The 17,608-nt window shown below is 63.2% G+C and carries 18 protein-coding genes; 12 read left to right on the top strand and 6 right to left on the bottom strand.

The genetic code is table 11. The features are described from left to right. The first annotated feature begins 24 nt into the window (after positions 1–24). Both H351_RS23720 and H351_RS23715 read left to right on the top strand, forming a co-directional pair. Positions 25–1,683 carry an ABC transporter substrate-binding protein gene (locus H351_RS23720; protein ID WP_019744359.1) on the top strand — a complete coding sequence of 553 codons (1,659 nt, stop codon included), beginning with the start codon at positions 25–27 and terminating at the stop codon, positions 1,681–1,683. Then, positions 1,680–2,555: a TIGR03619 family F420-dependent LLM class oxidoreductase gene (locus tag H351_RS23715; RefSeq protein ID WP_019744358.1), complete on the top strand. Its 876-nt coding sequence runs from the start codon at positions 1,680–1,682 to the stop codon at positions 2,553–2,555. The genes H351_RS23720 and H351_RS23715 overlap by 4 nt, the downstream gene beginning before the upstream one ends. Here the strand turns inward: H351_RS23715 and H351_RS23710 are convergent. Next, positions 2,546–3,106: a TetR/AcrR family transcriptional regulator gene (locus H351_RS23710; protein WP_019744357.1), complete on the bottom strand. Its 561-nt coding sequence runs from the start codon at positions 3,104–3,106 to the stop codon at positions 2,546–2,548. The two genes, H351_RS23715 and H351_RS23710, sit on opposite strands and share 10 nt — an antisense overlap. 131 nt (positions 3,107–3,237) lie before the next feature. Between H351_RS23710 and H351_RS23705 the strand changes: the two genes are divergently transcribed. Continuing rightward, positions 3,238–4,254 (top strand): ABC transporter permease, encoded by a 1,017-nt coding sequence (locus H351_RS23705; RefSeq protein WP_029254847.1) that lies wholly within the window; start codon positions 3,238–3,240, stop codon positions 4,252–4,254. 40 nt (positions 4,255–4,294) lie between these two features. Here H351_RS23705 and H351_RS23700 read toward each other — a convergent pair whose 3' ends face one another. After that, complete coding sequence (locus H351_RS23700) at positions 4,295–6,226, bottom strand: acyl-CoA dehydrogenase family protein (RefSeq protein WP_029254848.1); 1,932 nt, start codon at positions 6,224–6,226, stop codon at positions 4,295–4,297. A 59-nt stretch (positions 6,227–6,285) separates the two neighbouring features. After that, on the bottom strand, positions 6,286–6,633 hold the full coding sequence (locus H351_RS23695) for a hypothetical protein (RefSeq protein ID WP_029254849.1): 348 nt from the start codon (positions 6,631–6,633) through the stop codon (positions 6,286–6,288). A gap of 110 nt (positions 6,634–6,743) precedes the next feature. Here H351_RS23695 and hemL point away from each other — a divergent pair, with 110 nt between their 5' ends. From hemL to H351_RS23660, 7 genes are all read left to right on the top strand, one after another. Further along, on the top strand, positions 6,744–8,069 hold the full coding sequence (gene hemL / locus H351_RS23690) for a glutamate-1-semialdehyde 2,1-aminomutase (protein WP_029254850.1): 1,326 nt from the start codon (positions 6,744–6,746) through the stop codon (positions 8,067–8,069). A 67-nt stretch (positions 8,070–8,136) separates the two neighbouring features. Then, the gene (locus tag H351_RS23685; RefSeq protein ID WP_003941868.1) at positions 8,137–8,796 is read left to right on the top strand and encodes a histidine phosphatase family protein; all 660 of its coding nucleotides are present in this window, start codon (positions 8,137–8,139) and stop codon (positions 8,794–8,796) included. Further along, positions 8,793–9,398, top strand: a complete 606-nt coding sequence (locus H351_RS23680; protein ID WP_003942071.1) for a TlpA disulfide reductase family protein — start codon at positions 8,793–8,795, stop codon at positions 9,396–9,398. The genes H351_RS23685 and H351_RS23680 overlap by 4 nt, the downstream gene beginning before the upstream one ends. 2 nt (positions 9,399–9,400) lie before the next feature. Beyond that, a complete protein-coding gene (locus H351_RS23675) occupies positions 9,401–10,249 on the top strand; it encodes a cytochrome c biogenesis CcdA family protein (RefSeq protein WP_019744353.1) in 849 nt (282 codons plus the stop codon). After that, positions 10,246–11,910: a cytochrome c biogenesis protein ResB gene (gene resB / locus H351_RS23670; RefSeq protein WP_021333939.1), complete on the top strand. Its 1,665-nt coding sequence runs from the start codon at positions 10,246–10,248 to the stop codon at positions 11,908–11,910. Before H351_RS23675 ends, resB begins: the two co-directional genes overlap by 4 nt. Then, positions 11,907–12,869, top strand: a complete 963-nt coding sequence (ccsB, locus tag H351_RS23665) for a c-type cytochrome biogenesis protein CcsB (RefSeq protein WP_019744351.1) — start codon at positions 11,907–11,909, stop codon at positions 12,867–12,869. The genes resB and ccsB overlap by 4 nt, the downstream gene beginning before the upstream one ends. Positions 12,870–13,011: 142 nt before the next feature. Further along, a complete protein-coding gene (locus H351_RS23660) occupies positions 13,012–14,700 on the top strand; it encodes a MinD/ParA family ATP-binding protein (RefSeq protein WP_029254851.1) in 1,689 nt (562 codons plus the stop codon). A gap of 25 nt (positions 14,701–14,725) precedes the next feature. Here the strand turns inward: H351_RS23660 and H351_RS23655 are convergent, their stop codons facing one another. Beyond that, entirely contained in the window at positions 14,726–14,932 is a 207-nt protein-coding gene (locus H351_RS23655) for a hypothetical protein (protein WP_019744349.1), read from the bottom strand. Between the two features lie 164 nt (positions 14,933–15,096). Beyond that, on the bottom strand, positions 15,097–15,309 hold the full coding sequence (locus tag H351_RS23650; protein ID WP_003942029.1) for a BldC family transcriptional regulator: 213 nt from the start codon (positions 15,307–15,309) through the stop codon (positions 15,097–15,099). 291 nt (positions 15,310–15,600) lie between these two features. Here H351_RS23650 and H351_RS23645 point away from each other — a divergent pair, with 291 nt between their 5' ends. Beyond that, positions 15,601–15,987 (top strand): DUF4229 domain-containing protein, encoded by a 387-nt coding sequence (locus H351_RS23645; protein WP_019744347.1) that lies wholly within the window; start codon positions 15,601–15,603, stop codon positions 15,985–15,987. Beyond that, on the top strand, positions 15,984–17,087 hold the full coding sequence (gene cds1, locus H351_RS23640; RefSeq protein WP_019744346.1) for an L-cysteine desulfhydrase Cds1: 1,104 nt from the start codon (positions 15,984–15,986) through the stop codon (positions 17,085–17,087). Before H351_RS23645 ends, cds1 begins: the two co-directional genes overlap by 4 nt. On the opposite strand, the gene H351_RS23635 is transcribed toward cds1, so the two are convergent. Beyond that, a complete protein-coding gene (locus H351_RS23635) occupies positions 16,985–17,608 on the bottom strand; it encodes a GNAT family N-acetyltransferase (RefSeq protein WP_029254852.1) in 624 nt (207 codons plus the stop codon). The two genes, cds1 and H351_RS23635, sit on opposite strands and share 103 nt — an antisense overlap.

The following is a 17,608-nucleotide window of genomic DNA, read 5'->3' as shown; positions in this document are numbered from 1 at the left end:
CGCGCCGACGGAGATTGGGAACGTATGTACACCAGGAAGATTAGGTTCGGCCCTCGCTTTGTCGCGCTCGGGCTCGCCGGTGCATTGATGTTGGCCGGGTGTGCCTCCAGTAGTGGGGGCACCTCGGGATCGGTTTCACCGAGCAGTAGTGGCGCAGCTGGTTTTGTGGGCGCCCCAGATGTGGGGGAGCGGATCGACGGCGGTGTTCTCACCTTCGGGTCCTATTCGTTCCCTTCCTCGTTGGACCCCATGAGAACGCAAGCCGCCGGTTCGACCGGCGGAACCGAAATGGCCGCGATTTACGACACGCTGGTACGCAGCGACTCCACAAACGGGAGCTTCGTGCCACAACTCGCGAAGACACTGTCGAACAACAGCGACTTCACTTCGTACACCGTCACTTTGGCTGATGGCCTCACCTTCAGTGACGGAAGTCCGCTCGACGCGGAAGCGGTGAAGTGGAGTATCGATCGATTCGTGGCAGGCAAGGGTGATGTATCGCAGACCTGGCTCAACATCGTGGATCGGATCGAGACGCTCGACGCCACCACAGTCGAATTCGTGCTCGAGCGGCCCTGGCGTCAATTCCCGGCGCTGTTGTCGCTCGGGCCCGGAATGATCGTTGCGCGAAGTTCAGGGGGAGGGGCAGGGTCGGTTTCAGGAACCGGGGAGGGAGCGTTCACACCGATCGGGGCGGGTCCGTTCACCTTGGCCAAGTTCGCCCCGCACGAAGAACTGGTACTCGCCGCACGCACGGATTATCAGGGCGGTAAACCTCCACTGGACACAGTGCGGTTTGTTCCCACGTCGGGTGCGCAGTCTCAGTACGAATCGTTGAAGAGCGGCCAGATCGACATGACGTACATCCTCCGCGACGAGGCCGTGATCGAACAAGCTCTCGACGACGGATACTCGGGTTACCTCAGTCCGACCGGACAGAACGGGATCGGCACGATCAACAATCGCGAGGGCAAGCCCGGGGCCGATGTACGCGTCCGTCAGGCGATCGCCTACGGGGTGGATCCGGCGGCGGTCAATACTCGTGCGAACAACGGATTGGGCACCGCCAGTTCCGATCTGGTCCCGCAGACGTCACGTTGGTTCAACAACACAGCAGGTATTCCGTTCGATCAGGTGAAGGCAAAGGCGCTGCTGGATCAAGCAAAGTCCGACGGGTACGACGGGAAACTCCGCTACCTCACCACCCCGGAGCCCAGCCAACAGGCGACGGCACTGACGGTTCAGGCGTCGCTGAACGCGATCGGTTTCGACGTCACCATCGACTACGCGACCGATGTGACCGATCTGGTTCGACGGGTATACAAGGACCACGATTTCGACATGACCAGAGGTGGCGCTCCGGTCGGAGAAGAAGCGCCGTACCTCAACTTGTACAACAGTATGGCCAGTGATTCGAAGAACAACCCGTCCGGCTTCGCGGACCCGGAGATGGACGCGATGATCACAGCTGTGCAGACGGCATCGACGGACGATGCTGTCCGTGAGGCGATCAGCAAGGTGCAGGAGTACGCCAACGCGACTGTGCCTTACGTGATCTGGGGGCCGGCGTCGGTGTTGACCGCATGGGACGGCAATGTTCACGGCGTCGTACGCAACATCACCGACATCATGTTCTTGGGCGGCGCTTGGATCTCGCCCAACGGCGAAACGGTGGAACGATGAAGTGGTCCTTGGCGGGTGCGATGATCGACGCCCTGGAACTGTGCGAGTTGGCGCAGGTCGCCGAAGAGGTGGGGTTCGACGGAATCGCGATGCCGGATTCCGTGTTCTATCCCGAGCAGGTGTCGGCGCCGTACCCGTACACTGCTGACGGGAAGCGGATGTGGGCGCCCGAGACGCCGATGCCTGATCCGTTCATTGCCATGGCGGCGATGGCGGCCGTCACATCGCGAATTCAGTTCTACACCAACGTGTTCAAACTTCCACTGCGCGATCCGCTGTTGACAGCCAAGCAGGTCGCGACCATGGCCGTGATGTCGAGGAACCGCGTCGCCCTCGGCGTCGGTTTGTCCTGGATTCCCGAGGAATTCACCTTCACCGGTACCGAGATGCGCACCCGCGGTGCGCGTACCGACGAAGCCATCGAGATCATCAAGGCGGTGTGTGCGGGACGTGGGCCGGAATGGGTCGAATACCACGGCAAGCACTACGATTTCGACGCTCTGATGATCAGTCCGGCTCCGGAGATTCCGGTTCCGATCTACATCGGTGGGCACAGCGAACCGGGGTTGCGTCGTGCAGCCAGGCTGGCTGACGGTTGGATGTCGGTGAACGCGACCAATGCCGAATTGGCCTCCGCCATCGATCGCCTCACGGAATTGCGGGTCGAGTACGGTCGTGCCGATGTTCCTTTCGGCGTCAACGTCTCGCCGACGGATGTTCGTGATCTGGACGGATATCGCGAACTCGAGACTCTCGGAGTCACGGAAATCAGAGTGTTGCCCTGGTATCGCTACGGAGTTGACGCCGGTGATCGTCAGGGGCGACTCGACTCCATTCGACGGTTTGCCGAGGAGGTCATCACTCAGTACTGATCGATCAGCGTCTGCATCGCCCGGCCGTAGAGTTTTGCCAACTCGTCGCGATCTGCGGACTGGGGGATGCTCTCGTCGCTGAGGACGCTCAACAGGCCGGACACCTGGGCGGAGACCAGGAGTGCGCGGGTGTACGCGTCTTCACCGTCGAGGCGAGCGGCGAGATTGGTGGCAAACGTGCCTGTCATCTCGCGCAGTCGCTCCCGGATGCGTGGACTGTCCGACGCTCGCATGAGCGCTGTGTACACCGACAGCATCCGGGCGTCGGCCTTGCCCAGGACGAAGGCTGCGATCCGCTCACCGAGGGTGTCGAGTGGGCCGTCGAACTGACCTTCGAAGTAGTCCGCAACCGGAGTGGTTTCCAGGAACAGCGCTTCCTTCGACCCGAAATGCCGGATGACCAGGGCCGGATCGATTCCGGCAACTTTGGCGATGGCGCGAACTGACGTGCCGCCGAACCCGTGCTCACCGAATAGTTGGAACGCTGCGGCGCGAATCGCCTCGGACGTCGAGGGCTGTTCCTGCTCTGGTGTGTGCCTCGTGGATGTCACGACATCGACCTCTGTGCTCGCTCGCCGACCTCGTTGTCAACGGCGTTGACTCTAACGTGTCAACAGTGTTGACTGTTGAGTCTGTCAACGGTGTTGACAGCTAGATGCGGTTAGTGAAGAGAGTGTGAAATATGACAGATACCGATGTCCGCGTTCCCAGTGAAGAGGTTGTCGATCCGCCGACCAACTGGAAGATGGTGGGCAGTGGACTCGCGTTTCCGCTGTTCTTCGTCATCATGTTCTGCCTGTGTTACGTCAGCGCGTTCCACTCGCCGTTGCCGAACCAGGCACCGATCGTGGTGGTTGGTCCAGCATCTGTGACGGCGTCGTTGATCGAGGGAATCGAAGCCACGTCTGGCGACAAATTCGACTTCGTCGCCACAGAGAACTCGGCTGACGCGATCTCGCGCATCGACAACCGTGACGCTATCGGCGCCGTCGAGATCGGTGACACCGTGACCGCACATATCGCCACCGGTGCGGGCGCCTCGACGGTTTCCGTGGTGAGCAGCTTGGCGCATTCCGTCGCGGAGCAGACGGGGCAGCAGGTCACGGTGATCGACTCGGCGCCCGTCACGGCGCGCGACTCCTCGACCGTCGGGCTCTTCTACTTCCTGATCGTCTGCACCCTCGGTGGCTACCTGACCATCACGGTGCTCAGTCAGGTTGCGCCGAGAATGCGGCTGCGAGAGCAGTATTCGATCCTGGCCGGTGCGGCGATACTCACCCCGCTCATAGCCTTCGGAATCACCAGCATCTTCATGCACGCCTTCGGGGCGTCGGTCGGTCAGATCCTACAACTGCTGGGAATCTCGATGGTTTACACGTTCACCGTCGGTGCGGTGAGCATCCTGCTCAATCGACTGCTCGGCCAAGCCGCGATCTTCGCGGTGCTGACGGTGCTCGTCTTCATCAACTTCCCGAGTTCGGGTGGTGCGATCCCGGTGTCGTTCCTGCCCGGATTCTGGCAGCACATCCATTCGTTCTGGCTCGGATCAGCGGCCATGGAGCCCATCCGCTCCGTCATCTACTTCGATGGGAACGGCGCCGGACCGCACCTGCTCGTTCTGGGGATCTGGCTGGTCGCGGCACTCGGCCTGACCGGACTGCTTGCCTCTCGGCAGTCGAAAAAGACGGCAGCGCAATAAATGTGGTGGGGCCGGCGATTGCCGACCCCACCCGAACTGTCTACTTCAGCCGTACGGCGTCCGTGCCCGGTCCGTCGAGCATCGCGGACCCCAGCAGGATGTCCGGAATGCCGAACCCGTCGATCAGTGTCTCGACGTGGGGGCGCAGGGTGCGGCAACGCTCGTTGATCCCGCGCGTCACGGCCTTCGAACGCTCCACCGACAGATGCCGGTGCTCCATGAACCAGGCCTTGTCCTCTTCGATCACGGACAGTGCGTAGAGATCGCACACCTCGCCGAAGAGTTCCTTTGCGGTCTCGTCCTCACACGAGTCGATGCCGGCGACGAATGCTTCCAGGATGACACGCTCGATGTGCGCCTGAGCGGCTTTGAGTACGTGGTCCTGCACGAAGTTGAACGCGTCGAACGGGTTCTCCTCGCGTTTCTGCGCTGCCTGCAATCGCCTTGCCGCAGTGGCGAGTAGGTACTCCTCGCGGTCCTCGAACATCTTCATCTGGGTGCCGCGGTTGAAGAGGCTGCCGTCCTCTTCGTTGTCCTGGCGAGTGTCGACGATCGTCTGCAGGATCTGCTGCGCTGCCGTGCGCTTCTTGACCACGTCGGAGACCGTCGTTGCCGCGAAGCGCATCCAGTCGACCGGGCTCATGCCGCGGACTTCGTCGGCGTACGAGGTGAGGAGTTCTTTTGCGACCAACTGCGTCAGAACGTGGTTGTCACCCTCGAACGTGGTGAAGACGTCGGTGTCAGCCTTGAGTGCGGTGAGGCGGTTCTCGGCGAGATAGCCTGCGCCACCACAGGCTTCGCGTGCTTCCTGGATTGCCCGAGTGGCATGCCACGTGTTGGCGGCCTTGAGTCCGGCGGCACGACCCTCGAGTTCGCGCTGCTCCTGCGGGTCCGGGTCGTCGCTGCTCTGAATGTCGTGCATCGCGGCGACCAGTTCGTTCTGTGCGAACTGCAGAGCGTACGAGCGGGCGATCAACGGCAGCAGACGCTTCTGATGGACGAGGTAGTCCATGATCAGGACCTCGTCGTCACTCTTCGGAGCACTGAACTGCCTGCGCTGCAGGGCATATCGACCGGCAATGGCCAATCCCACGCGGGCGGCCGCTGCCGCCGAACCACCGACGGTGACACGTCCACGAACCAATGTGCCGACCATCGTGAAGAACCGACGGTTCGGGTTCTCGATCGCCGAGCTGTACGTGCCGTCCTCGGCGACGTCGGCGTAACGGTTGAGCAGGTTCTCCCGCGGGATGCGGACCTGGTCGAAGACGATGCGGCCGTTGTCGACTCCGGGCAGTCCACCCTTGAGCCCGCAGTCGGACGTCGTCACTCCGGGGAGGTCGTTGCCGGCGTCGTCACGAATCGGCACGACAAAGCAGTGGACGCCCTGGCTTTCGCCTCCGGTGATCAGCTGTGCGAACACTGCCGCGACAGTGGCGTGCTGGGCAGCGCCGCCGATGTAGTCCTTGCGAGAAGACGGGGTGGGGGAGTTGACGACGAACTCGCCCGTCTCGACGTCGTAGGTTGCCGTGGTTTCGAGTTCCTGGACGTCGCTGCCGTGACCGGTCTCGGTCATCGCAAAGCAACCGAGCAGGTCCAGGTCGATCAGCGGCTTGACGTACGCCTGGTGGTGACTCTCGGTGCCGAGGTTTTCGATGGCGCCGCCGAACAGTCCCCACTGCACGCCGGCCTTGACCATCAGTGAGAGGTCGGACATCGCGAGCATCTCGATGCTGGTGACGGCGCCACCCGCGTCGCCCGTTCCGCCGTGAGAGACCGCGAAACCGTTTGCGGCGTAGCCGAGATCGGCGAGGACCCGCATCTGTTCGAGAGCCTTGGAGCGCGCAATGGCGGTGTTGGGTGTGTAGTGCGGAGCAAAACGTTCGTCGTTCAATTCGCCGCGAACGCGCTCACGCACCTCCCGCCAGCGTCCGTCGAGTGTTGTCCTGAGGTGGTCCGCTGTGGTGGCCATGGAACCGACGATAGCGCGTAGCGCACCGCGGGCAACCCGGTTCGATCCCAACCTCACATTCAGCAGGAGCCCGCGGCACCCGCTTCGATTCCTTGGCGGAAGAGTTCCTTCTCGCTCTCGGACATAGCCTGGTACGAAGGGTCGTTCTCGACGATCTTCAGGAAGTCGGCGCCCGCTGTCTGTGTCGACGTGTCGCCGCTCTGAACACGCTGCTGAACGTAGACGGACACTGCCGAACACCCGCCGAGAAACGCCGGGTCGGTGCTCGTTGTCGCGGTGGTTCGAGCCGAGTCTGTGGCGCTCGGCGGCGACGAAACTGTCGCCTTGTCGTCGTTCGAAGCGTCCGAACCACACGATGTGAGAAGAATCGCAGCCGAGACCATCAGCGTCGTCAACAGTCGCTTCATGCTCGGAATCGTCTCACGTGGGGCCCGGTTCGACCGGAAAACTCGCCTCGAGCACCGAAGTCCTACACCCTGTCGTTGTCAGATTCGACAGAACTGGGACACTGGAAGCCGTGACTGTGTCTTCCGGTGATCCCGACGTGCATGCAACGAACTCCGCTCGGCTCTTCGAACGTGCCGGCAACGTGATTCCGGGTGGCGTCAACTCGCCCGTCCGCGCGTTCGGTTCGGTCGGCGGAACACCGCGATTCATTCGCGAAGCATCCGGCTACACCCTCACCGACGTCGACGGAAACAACTACGTCGACCTGGTGTCGTCCTGGGGTCCGATGATTCTCGGGCACGCTCACCCGGCAGTCGTCGAAGCCGTTCGCGAAGCAGCCCTCGGAGGTCTCTCCTTCGGTGCGCCGACCGAAGGCGAAGTTGCTCTCGCCGAGGAAATCGTCGCCCGCGTCGCGCCCGTGGAAAAGGTTCGTCTGGTCAACTCCGGAACCGAAGCCACGATGAGCGCAGTCCGCCTCGCCCGCGGATTCACCGGCCGCACCAAGATCATCAAGTTCTCCGGTTGCTACCACGGCCACGTCGATGCCCTTCTCGCCGACGCCGGATCGGGCCTCGCGACGTTCGGGCTGCCGACCTCGCCCGGCGTGACCGGCGCTCAAGCCGAAGACACCATCGTCGTCCGCTACAACGATCTCGACGCAGTCGCCGCGGCGTTCGCCGCCAACCCCGGCGCCATCGCGTGCGTCATCACCGAAGCTGCCGCCGGAAACATGGGCGCCGTCGCACCGCTTCCCGGTTTCAACGAGGGTCTGCGTCGTCTCACCCGTGAGCACGGCGCACTCCTGATCATGGACGAGGTGATGACGGGATTCCGCGTCAGCGCCTCGGGTTGGTACGGCATCGACAACGTCGCAGGCGACCTCTACACCTTCGGCAAGGTCATGAGCGGCGGCCTGCCTGCCGCAGCATTCGGCGGCCGCGGCGACATCATGGGTCACCTCGCGCCGGACGGTCCCGTCTACCAGGCCGGCACCCTCTCGGGTAACCCCGTGGCCGTCGCCGCCGGACTCGCGAGTCTGCGCGCCGCCGACGCCGAGGTGTACGCCAAGCTCGGCCGGAACGCCACCGCCCTCGGCGACCTCATGACCCAAGCCCTCACCGCCGAAGGCGTCGAACACCGTGTGCAGTACGCCGGAACCTTGGTGAGCGTGTTCTTCACCGAGAACACGGTGACCAACTACGACGAAGCCAAAGCCGCGCAGACCTGGCGATTCCCCGCCTTCTTCCACGCGTTGCTCTCCCGCGGCGTGTACCCGCCGCCGAGCGCGTTCGAAGCGTGGTTCGTCTCCGCTGCACTCGATGATCGAGCATTCTCGATCATCGCCGACGCCATGCCGCACGCCGCCAAGGCCGCAGCTGCTGCCGTCAACCCCTGACACGTTCAAGCTCGAGCAACAACCGCACGCTTCCGACATCCATCTTCTTCAGCGAGGACCCTCGACTGTGACCGACGCCGATCACCCCGACCACACGTCCACCCGCACCATCGTCCACGTCCTTCGCCACGGCGAAGTTCACAACCCGCGCGGGATCCTCTACGGACGGCTCCCGGGCTTCCGGTTGTCGGTGGCGGGCGAAGCCCAGGCTCGTGCGGTCGCGTCGGTGCTCGCCGATCACGACATCACCCACGTGGTCGCATCGCCGCTGCAGCGCGCACAAGAGACCGCGACGCCGATCGCCGAGGCACACAAGCTCGACATCGTCACCGACGAAAACCTCATCGAGGCAGGCAACGAGTTCGAGGGTCTCAAGGTTGCCGTCGGGGACGGTGCGCTCTCACGTCCGCGTCACTGGTGGAAATTGCGTGACCCGTTCACCCCGTCCTGGGGCGAGCCCTACCTGCAGATCGCTCATCGCATGCTCGCAGCCGTCAACGCCGCACGCGTCGCGGCAGTCGGACACGAAGCCGTCGTAGTCAGCCATCAGCTTCCGGTCTGGACACTGCGTCGATTCCTGCAGGGCGAGCGTCTCTGGCACGATCCCCGTCACCGTCAGTGTGGACTGGCCTCGTTGACCTCACTGGTCTACGAAGGCGACACCCTGGTCGACATCGTCTACTCCGAACCTGCCGGTGCCTCCGACCCGAGAGTGACAGGAGCATGATTTCGCGCCGCATCGCCGCAGCATTCGCAGCCGCTGCGTCGGCGATGCTTCTTCTCTCGTCCTGCGCGACCGGCGACGACGCCGTCGCACAGGGCGGAACTTTCGACTTCGTCTCACCGGGCGGGCAGACCAAGATCTTCTACGATCCACCGTCCGACCGCGGCACCATCGGCAAGCTCTCCGGGCCCGATCTGATGAACGAAGGTCAGAAGGTCGGCGTCGACGACTTCGAGGGCAAGGTCGTCGTCCTCAACGTCTGGGGTCAGTGGTGCGGGCCGTGCCGCGCCGAAGCCGACGACCTGGAACAGGTCTACGAGCAGACCAAGGATTCGGGCGTGCAGTTCCTCGGCATCAACGTCCGCGACGACACCAAGAACAAAGCGCAGGACTTCGTGGTCGACAACAAGGTCTCGTACCCGTCGATCTACGACCCGTCGATGCGTTCGCTGATCGCCCTCGGTGACGGCTACCCCACGTCGGTCATTCCGACGACGATCGTCCTGGACCGCCAGCATCGCGTTGCCGCGGTGTTCCTCCAAGAACTTCTCGCCGAGGATTTGCTGCCCGTCGTCCAGCGAGTAGCTCAGGAAGACGCGCAGTAAAGATGACAACCACGACCACCACGCTGCTGGCAGGCAGCGACACACTGAGTGCCGGTGTGGGCGAAGCGTTTCAGAACGCGGCGTCGTCCGGTCCGCTTCTGCTGGCCCTCGGCGCTTGTGTGCTCGCCGGTCTGGTGTCGTTCGCTTCACCGTGCGTCGTGCCGCTCGTCCCCGGCTACCTGTCCTACCTGGCCGGCGTCGTCGGCGCCGACGCCCCCGCGATCACCGCCGACGAGGCGAGGACCCGGACGATCACCCGGAGCAGCCGCCTGAGGGTCGCCGGTGCGGCCGGATTGTTCGTCGCCGGCTTCACCGTCGTCTTCGTTCTCGCGACCGCGTCGGTGTTCGGCGTGATCTCGACTCTGCTCGTCAACCGCGAGGTCCTGATGCGCGTGGGCGGTGTGGTCACGATCGCGATGGGCCTGGTGTTCATCGGACTCATCCCGGCGCTGCAGAAAGACGTCCGTTTCGAACCGCGTCGTGTGTCGTCGCTGGTGGGGGCGCCGCTGCTCGGGGGAGTGTTCGCGCTGGGGTGGACGCCATGCCTCGGGCCGACGTTGGCAGGCGTGATGTCCGTAGCCGCGGGAACCGACGGGATGACCGCCGCGCGCGGTGTCACCTTGATCGTCGCGTACTGCATCGGACTCGGCCTGCCGTTCATCTTTCTGGCGCTGGGGTCGGCGCGTGCGCTGACCGGCGTCGGCTGGTTGCGTCGTAATGCACGCACCATTCAAATTTTCGGCGGAATCATGTTGGTGGCAGTGGGAATCGCCCTCGTCACAGGCGCGTGGGACCAGTTCGTCGGCTGGGTTCGCGACGCATTTATCTCGGAGGTGACGCTGCCGATATGACAGCTGACGACAATAACGACAACCCGACACCCGTGCTGCCGAAGCAGTCGGTGATCGGTCGAGTCGTTGCACTCGGGCGCAACACCTGGCGCGGGCTCACCTCGATGCGGACCGCGCTGGTTCTGCTGTTCCTCCTCGCACTCGCTGCGATCCCCGGCGCCCTGCTGCCACAGCGAACCCTCAACGAGGGCAAGGTCGCCGACTACATCGCCGCGCGTCCGACGCTCGGTCCGTGGATGGACCGCCTCGAACTGTTCGACGTGTTCAGCAGCTTCTGGTTCACCGCGATCTACGCTTTGCTCTTCATCTCGCTGGTCGGCTGCATCCTGCCGCGTTGCGTGGAGCACGCGAAGGCGCTGCGCACCCGTCCGGTGAATGCGCCGCGCAATCTTGCTCGCCTGCCGCACCACACCAAGAGCGTCGTCGACGGCGAGACTCCCGACGAACTTGCTGCCCGTGTGTCGAAAGAACTACGTGGGTGGCGCGTCGAAACGCGTCGCGGCGATACGAAATCACGACGCGAAGGCGAGATCACCATCTCGGCGGAGAAGGGATACCTCCGCGAATTCGGCAACCTCGTGTTCCACCTGTCCCTGGTCGGATTGTTGATCGCGATTGCCGCGGGCAAGTTGTTCGGCTACGAGGGCAATCGCATCGTTATCGCCAACGACGGCCCCGGATTCTGCACGACTTCGCCGGCAGTGTTTGACTCGTTCGTCGCGGGCCTGAGCCTCGACGGCACCGGCATGACTCCGCTGTGTGTCCGTGTGAAGAATTTCCAGGCCGACTACCTCGAGACCGGTCAGGCCGAGATGTTCACCTCGGACATCTCGTACCAGGCAGGCGACGACCTCGAGTCCGATACCTGGCGGGACACGACCATCCAGGTGAACCACCCGCTGCGGATCGCCGGCGATCGTGTGTACCTGCAGGGACACGGATACGCGCCGACATTCACCGTCACGTTCCCGAACGGTGAGACCCGCACCGAGACGCTCCAGTGGCGTCCGGACGACGCCACGACGTTCCTGAGTAGTGGCGCGATGCGTTTCGACCCGCCGGGCGGCATGTATCCCGATACGGACGAGCGCCGGAAGAACCAGATTGCCATCGAAGGATTGTTCGCGCCCACAGCGCTGTTCCACGGCAACCTGCTGTCGTCGAGTTACCCGGCGATGAACGATCCGGCAGTCGCCATCGACATCTACAAGGGTGATACCGGACTCGATACCGGTAACCCGCAATCGCTGTTCGAGCTCAACACCGAACTGATCAATCAGGGCCGGCTGGTCAAGCAGGACCGAGTCAATCTGTTCCCGGGTGAGAGCGCGACGCTTGCCGACGGAACTCAGGTGCGATTCGATGGTGCCGTCGACTTCGTCAACCTGCAGGTCTCCCACGATCCCGCTCAGGTGTGGGTACTGGTTTCAGCGTTGACGATGATGGCGGGGCTACTCGTCTCGCTCGTGATCAAGCGTCGCCGCGTCTGGGCACGTATCTATCCAGATGACGAACGACGTACTGTAGTAGAACTTGGTGGGCTTGCCCGCACCGACCACGCAGGCTGGGGCGACGAGTTCGACCGCCTCGCCGACCGCTTGCTGAAAAGCAATCCGACCACCGCGGTGAACCAACCGCACGCGCAGGAGAACGCCCGATGACAACCAACGAGACACTCGCGCAGTACAGCGACTGGGCCTTCAAGTCCGCCTTCACCGTGCTCGTGCTGGCGTTTGTGCTGCTCATCGTGCAGTACGCGTCGGCCAGAGCAAAGGCGGTTCAGGACAAGGAACTGGTCTCTGCCGGCGGAGTCGACGCGTCCGTGCCTGGCAGGGTCGCGGAGACTCCGACCAAGTCGCTCTCGGAGCGATTCGGCGGAATGGGCCGAGCTGTCTTGGTTGTCGGAACGGTACTGATCATCGCGTCGATCGTGCTCCGCGGATTTGCGACGGAACGATTCCCACTCGGCAACATGTACGAATTCGTGGCGATGGCGTGTGCGGCGTCGTTGCTGGTCGGGCACGTCCTGCTGATCAAGCCGGCGTACCGTCCGATGTGGGTCTTCCTGCTGGTACCGGTTCTGATCTTGATGTTCCTCGCCGGCACGGTTCTCTACGCCGACGCGGCTCCCGTGGTTCCGGCGCTGCGCTCGTACTGGCTGCCGATTCACGTGACGATCGTCAGCGTCGGCTCCGGCATCTTCATGATCGGCGGTATCGCCAGCCTCCTGTTCCTGTTGCGACTGAAGTTCCCGCCCGGTGACGAAGGCACGAGCATCGGCGGCCGGATCGCGGAGCGACTGCCGGACGCCCAGACGCTCGACCGCTTGGCATACAAGAGCACGATCATCGCATTTCCGCTGTTCGGCGCAGGTGTGATCCTCGGTGCGATCTGGGCGGAAGCTGCATGGGGACGCTTCTGGGGTTGGGACCCCAAAGAGACGATGTCCTTCATCGCCTGGGTGATCTACGCGGCCTACCTGCACGCGAGGGCAACGTCTGGTTGGCGGGAGACGAAGGCTGCCTGGATCAACATCGCCGGATTCGTTGCGATGCTGTTCAATCTCTTCATCATCAACATGGTCGTGTCCGGCTTGCACTCCTACGCGGGACTCAACTGATCCTCTCGAGGTACCGTGGGTGGCTGCCGACCGGTCTGTAGGTATTACCGGCGGGTAAGTCAGGGGCGGCGCCAGCTACGATGCAGCTTGGTGAATTACTAGCTGTCTGGTAGCTGCGGGATCGACGAGGGGGAACTGCGAGATGGCCGACAAGATCGAAGACGCCGGAGCAGGATTGTGGGAGCCGGTGCGTCCTGCCGAGCCGACGCGGCGCGAGCTGCGCACATCCGCGCCCGAGCCGTCATCCGACTCGGTTCCCAGTGATGTTCGCAGTCTCTTCGTGGCCCCGGTCGACTCCGGCCCGCTCCAGCAAGTCGCCGGCCAGGCGCCCAGTGCACCTGCCGCTCCGCCGCCGACGACGACCCCAGCGACTCCGGCGGCGCCGGTACCAGGTCCCAAGACTCCGGTCATCCAGTATCCGGCAGCACAGCCCGGCCCGATCAACGGCCAGTTCTCGACCTCGCCCGCGATGCCGATGCAGACCTACGAACCTACGAATCGTGCAGGGTCGGTTCCGGATTCGCGAACTGGCCCTCCGCAGCCTGTCCAGAGTCCGCTGCCTGTCCAGAATTCGCAGCCCAGTCCGACCGCGCATGGATCCGCGAGACCGCTCCAGCACCCGCAGGCGCCTTTTGCGCCCGGCGTGCATCCGCCAAATCCCGTGATTCGGCAGTTCGGGCACCCCGGCGCTGCGCCGGTGCAGAACGGCCAGGCCCTGCAGAACGGCCAGGCCCTGCAGAACGGCCACGCCCTGCAAAATGGTCAGGCCGTGCCGAATGGGTTGGCCATGCCGATGGCCCCGCCGACAGCGCCACCTACTCGCGCTCCGATGCCGCAGACCGGATTCAACTCGGCTCCGGACAGTCGCTTCGAGTCGGCTCTCCCGATGACTGCGCAAGATCTCTCGGCTGCGCTCCTCGTCAAGCGGCCTGTCCGGCCTGCCCCGGTGGGTGGCTGGCGCAAGGCGCTGTACACGTTGTCCGGCCGATCGGTGAACCTCGGAAACGGTGCAAAGGAGCAGCACCTCGTCGAGTTGACGCGCCAGATCAACCAGCCGCTGCAGGGCTGCTACAAGGTTGCGGTGCTCAGTCTCAAAGGTGGCGTCGGAAAAACCACGACCACTGCGACACTGGGGTCGATGTTCGGCTCGATCCGCGGCGATCGCGTCGTCGCTGTCGATGCAAACCCCGACCGGGGAACGCTGAGCCAGAAGATCCCGCTCGAAACTCCGGCAACAGTGCGAAACCTGCTGCGCGACGAGAACAGCATCGAGAAGTACAGCGACGTCCGTGGCTACACATCGCAGAATCGCCACCGTCTCGAAGTGCTTGCATCCGACAGCGATCCAGCAGTTTCAGAGGCCTTCAGCGGCGGGGACTACACGCGCACGGTCGACATGCTCGAGAAGTTCTACAGCATAGTTCTGACCGACTGCGGCACCGGATTGATGCACTCGGCGATGCAGGCCATTCTCGAAGGTGCAGATTCGTTGATCGTCGTCAGTTCCGGATCTGTCGACGGTGCACGTAGCGCCTCCGCGACACTTGATTGGCTCGACGCTCACGGTTACAGCAGGCTGGTCGCCACGTCCGTAGCGGTCATCAACGCGGTACGGCCTCGCTCGGGCAAGGTTGATCTGCCCCGGGTCGTCGAGCATTTCGAGCAGCGCTGCCGAGCGGTGAGACTGATTCCGTTCGATCCGCATTTGGAAGAGGGCGCCGAAATCGATCTGGACCGGCTGCGTCCAGGTACTCGGGAAGCGGTGCTGGAATTGGCTGCGGTGGTTGCGCAGGACTTTCCGGCCTCCCCGTTCGCGTTGCCGGGGCGGTAATCGGATAGCCGGGTGAGCCCGGACGCTACGTCGACGTGTCAGTCGGCGGTACGTCCGGCCCTTCCGTGCGCTTGCGTCGTGTTTGCTGGTTCACATTCCACAGGAATTCGGGATCGTCGTCCGGCCCGCGTACGCCGCTCACCGGGGTACGCGTCGACGGATCGGGCCCGAACGCCTTCCACATCAGAACGATCAATGTCACCAAACCCACCAACGCCAACAGATACAACACGGCGCACCTCCTCAGGGAACTGAAGTCGAGCCTACTCAGTCTCCGGCCCGCTTCACCAGAAGTGGTGCGGACAAGCGTTTCGGCTCAGTGCGCTAGTGCTGTATCTGTCGGGTACTGCAAGATCTGTCGGGTACTACAAGTACTTCGACGTGAGCGAAAGTTGCTCAGTTGTTGTCCGCTTCGGTGGTCAGCGAGCGCAGAAGCTGCATGACCTCGGTCTCACGGAATCGACGATGTCCTCCTGGTGTGCGAAGCGAGCCCAGTCGTCCTGCGTGTGCCCAGCGGGTCACGGTCTTGGGATCGACATGAAACAATGCCGCTACCTGTCCGGGCGTCATGAGTGCGTCTGCGGCGGTATTGAAGGTTGGTGCGCTCATTGTGAGGTCCTCCATGTTGATGTCGAACGTTTGACGAACAGTGATTCCGAACCGAGCAGTGATTCCGAACTTTGGTTCCGAACCGTTGTGTCGACCAGTTGCCAAAAACCTGCGTCGAGTTTGTTTCGAAGTCCTTCGCTCACATTCGACCGTTTTCTGAGTGGTAGCGCAATGTTTGCACAGATATAGCCGGGTAGTCGATCTTTCAAGATAAAGTAATGTTTAAGTAAAGGACAAAATGGATATAGCGGGCTCAGTCCCACCCGTATTCGGAATGGGTAACCTGAGAGGGTGAGTCAGTTGTCTGAAAACCCCGAAAATGTTCCTTCTGAGCCGGTCAAGGCCAGTAAACCCTCCGCAAACTCTGGGCAAGCAAAGTCGGCTGCCGGGCCGGTGACCAAGGGTCAACTAGCCCGCGACGTGGTGCTGTACTCGGTCGCTCGGCTGCTGCTTGTCGTCGTGATCGGTGCCGTCATCATCGGTGGCGGAAAGCTCGCCGGCACCGACGTTCCCCTGATCGTCGCGGCACTGTTCGCAGTTCTGATCGCGCTGCCGCTGTCGCTGCTGCTCTTCGCGAAACTGCGCAAGCGTGTCAATGCGGGCATCGCGGCCGTCGACGCCCAGCGTCGGTCTGATCGTGACGATCTTCGCTCCAAGCTGCGCGGAGACGGGCGGTGACCACGGAGTCGCTCGACGTCGACCGTCGGACCTCGCGCCAGTGGGTCGACAACGCGGTGCGGCTGATCGAAGCCGACGCGCAACGCAGCGCGGACACTCACCTACTGCGCTATCCGCTGCCCAGTAACTGGACCGTCCAGCTCTATCTGAAGGACGAGTCGACCCACATCACGGGAAGTCTCAAGCATCGACTCGCACGGTCGCTTTTCCTCTACGCGATCTGCAACGGCTGGGTTACCGAAGAGACCACCGTCATCGAAGCGTCGTCAGGTTCGACGGCTGTCAGCGAGGCGTATTTCGCGAAGTTGCTCGGCCTGGATTTTGTCGCGGTGATGCCCGCGAGCACGAGTCCCGCCAAGATCGCACTGATCGAGGCGCAGGGCGGACGTTGTCATTTCGTGAGCGATCCGTCCTCGATCTACTCGGAATCACATCGGCTCGCGAGTGAGTTGAACGGTCACTACATGGACCAGTTCACCCACGCCGAGCGCGCGACGGACTGGCGTGGAAACAACAACATCGCCGAATCGATCTTCACTCAGCTCGAGCACGAGGAACATCCGATTCCCGACTGGGTGGTCGTCGGAGCCGGGACGGGCGGAACCGGCGCCACGATCGGCCGCTTTCTTCGCTATCGGAAATTCGACACGGGGCTGTGCGTGGTAGATCCGGAGCACTCCGTGTTCTTCGACGCGTGGCGAGCGAGCGATCCGTCGATCGTCGGTACACGGGGTTCCCGGATCGAGGGCATCGGCCGCCCGCGCGTCGAACCGTCGTTTGTCGGTCAGGTGGTCGACCGAATGATCAAGGTGCCGGACGCAGGCTCGATCGCGGCCGCACGGCACGCCAGCACAGCCCTGGGGCGCAAAGTAGGTGGCTCGACGGGGACGAACCTGTGGGGAGCTTTTGCGTTGATTGCCGAGATGATGGCAGCCGGGCGCAGCGGCAGCGTCGTCACGCTGCTGTGTGACGGCGGAGAGCGTTACTCGGGCACGTACTACAACGACGAATGGGTGGCGTCGGAAGGGATCGACCTGCTCGGTCCGACGGCAGTGCTGGACGAGTTCGTCCGTTCGGGTGCGTGGACGGCCAGTTCCTGAATCGCCGCCGCCGGACCGTGTGACGGGCGGCTCATCGTCACGCGCGGCCAGGCGTCCAGCCCGGACGACTGCTCGTCCGTTCTGATGCGAATCAGGCCGGGAGAGAGCGTGTTCTCGGCCAGACGCACGAACCCGAGTCGCTCGTAGTACGGCGCGTTCCACGGAACGTCGACGAACGTCGTCAGAGTCACGAGCTCGTGGTGATGGTCCGCCGCCCATTCGGTGACGGCGTCGATCAGCTGAGCTCCGAGGCCTTTGCGGGCATGATCGGGGTGAACGGAAACCTGTTCGATATGTGCACCGCCGTCCACGATCTCGACGAGCGCGTACGCAACGGGTACATCGTTTGCGTCGGTCTGAACCCAGATGTGCTCGGCTGCGAGAAAATCGTTCAACTCGTCGAGCGTCGGCGGTGGATCGTCTGCGATGGCGTCCATCCCGATGTCTCGGAACGGTTCGCCCGCGGCGATCTCGATCTGTTGCAGTGCGGGTAGGTCGGTGGATATGGCCGAGCGGATCAC

This window comes from Rhodococcus erythropolis R138, from assembly GCF_000696675.2.
GTDB classification, from domain to species: Bacteria; Actinomycetota; Actinomycetes; order Mycobacteriales; family Mycobacteriaceae; genus Rhodococcus_F; species Rhodococcus_F erythropolis.
This window is presented reverse-complemented; position numbering and strand designations above follow the sequence as displayed.